Source organism: Halalkalibacterium halodurans (genome assembly GCF_004376175.1).
Taxonomy (GTDB): domain Bacteria; phylum Bacillota; class Bacilli; order Bacillales; family Bacillaceae_D; genus Halalkalibacterium; species Halalkalibacterium halodurans.
On record NZ_SNUY01000079.1, the window covers coordinates 1 to 2,065 of the forward strand.

The 2,065-nt window shown below is 36.2% G+C and carries 2 protein-coding genes; both read right to left on the reverse strand.

What is annotated here, in order from left to right:
* Nucleotides 1-491: ATP-binding protein (locus E2L07_RS18250; RefSeq protein WP_134229572.1), on the reverse strand; the 491-nt coding region annotated here is incomplete at its 3' end.
* Nucleotides 488-1,912, reverse strand: coding sequence for an IS21 family transposase (gene istA, locus E2L07_RS18255; RefSeq protein WP_134229504.1), 1,425 nt, complete (start codon nucleotides 1,910-1,912; stop codon nucleotides 488-490). The genes istA and E2L07_RS18250, both read right to left, overlap by 4 nt.
* Nucleotides 1,913-2,065: the final 153 nt, after the last annotated feature.

Below are 2,065 nucleotides of genomic sequence, written 5' to 3' on the forward strand. Positions count from 1 at the left end.
CCCATTTCATCTAAAATGACCAAATCAACCTTCTCCATCCGTTTTCTAAATGCTGATAAACGGTTGTTACGTAAAGCTTGCTCTAATTCCTCAACTAGGTGGGCAACACGGTAAAAACGAACCTCATAACCTAGTTCACAAGCTTTTCTCCCTAGTCCTGTGGCTAAATGAGTCTTCCCTGTCCCGGGTGAACCAACTAAAACTACATTTTCTCGATTCTCAATAAATTGTAGGCTACACAAATCCTCTTTGGTTAAGTGAGGAGGGAACCGAAGTTGTTCGGTCCACTCGTAATCATGTAAACTCTTTTTATCTAAGAACTTCGCCTTTTTTATCAAGCGGATTGCTCTCGCTTTTTCTCTTAATCTTATTTCCTCCTTAAGTAGCCCATACAAGAATTGTTCCGGAGTTTCAAACGGTATTTGCTCGTATACATCCGCAACATAAGCTAACCTCAATGACTTACACAATTCTTTAATGTCCTGTTTCAATTGACAGCCTCCTCTCTAGGAGCTAATGAATCGTATTTACTCCAGTCCACTTCATAAGGATTATTATCACTAGGTAGCTTATCCTGTGCAATTAATTCATAGAACTCTTCATTAATCTTCTTCATGTCATGAGAAACTAATAAACTAGCTAGAGCTTCTAATCGTTTTCGTCGAATAATTAAATTATCTACCAACAAAAATTCTTTAATTCTTCCCGGTAAATACTTATGATAGCGCGAATATTCTACAACCCTTGGTTTATGAATCCATGTTTTAATTATTGAAAGCCATGGTAATGCTTTTCGCTTTTTCATATATGGCCGATAGTCATCCAATAATATCTCCCCATTAGGTGAAACAATCTTTAATTGATCCCATGTTAATATCATTTGTAATTGACTATAGTTGCCACCCTTAGGGACATGAACCAACGTCTGGTCCACTTTCACTTCATTATATTTGTTTACTTTAACAAGATGCTCTTTAAATACAGGATAGGGCTTTTCTGGTAAGGCTAGAAGATAATCCCGCTCTTCCTGCCATAAGTCCTCAATACGTACGTTTTTGGCATAATGAATTCTATTTCTGTCCGCCTCTAATTTATGAAATAATTGATCCGTTAAACCCTCATAGCTGTCCATTATTGGAGCTGAAGTAAAAAAGTTATAGCGTATATATCCAACTTTATTCTCAACATTTCCTTTTTCATGGCCACTTCTTGGATTGCATACCTGCACATCAAAGCCATAATAATTCTGAAATTGAACAAATTCATCAGTTAATTGTGCTTCTTCATTTTTTGTCCTTTTTTTCTTCACAGCGGGGGTCAAATTATCGATTCTTATCCTTTTAGGTACTCCCCCAACCTGTTTAAAAAGAATATTGAGGCCATGTAAGAAGCATTCTTGATTTTCAGCTGGTAACGGTACTGCAAATCCAGCATTACTATGAGGAAACGTCATAACTAAAGCATGAATATCCACAATTTCTCCATCTTGTACAGCTTCCATTACTCCAAAGTCTACTTGAGCTTCACCCGGAGGATGTTCTAATCTTTCATACCCTTTATCCTTTTCTTCTTGGTGAGTATTCATCCATTCAGAGATAAAGTAACAAACAGTACGATAAGAACCTTGGAAACCCATTTCCTTTAGTTCTTCAAATATTTGTTTCTTTGTTCTTCTTAATTTTTTCCTTAACTTTAAATCCTCAAAAAGCCAATCTGAAACAATTTCTCCCCACTTTTCCTCATACATCATCCCTTTCTTTTTAAATGATTTCTGTTTAGGGAGTTGATCTTCATCCGCATACTTCTTAGCTGTTCGCCAATTAATTCCCATTGTTCTTTGTATTTCTGAAATAGATAAACCTTTGTTATTTCTTAAATGTTTGATACAATTAATATCAGACATTGCTAGCATCCTTTCTTACCTCCACTACCAATTGCTTGACACAATTACTGTAGTGGGACTTGGGGTGACTGGCAAGTCTTTTTTTGTTTACGCACAAAAATTTAGTGCAGGACTCTGCATTTTTCCTTTGCAAAGCTCTGCACTTTTATTTTGCCATACACA

Coding starts and splice junctions, on each gene's coding strand:
- istA (WP_134229504.1), bottom strand. CDS start 1,912: ATGCTAGCAATGTCTGATATTAATTGTATCAAACATTTAAGAAATAAC.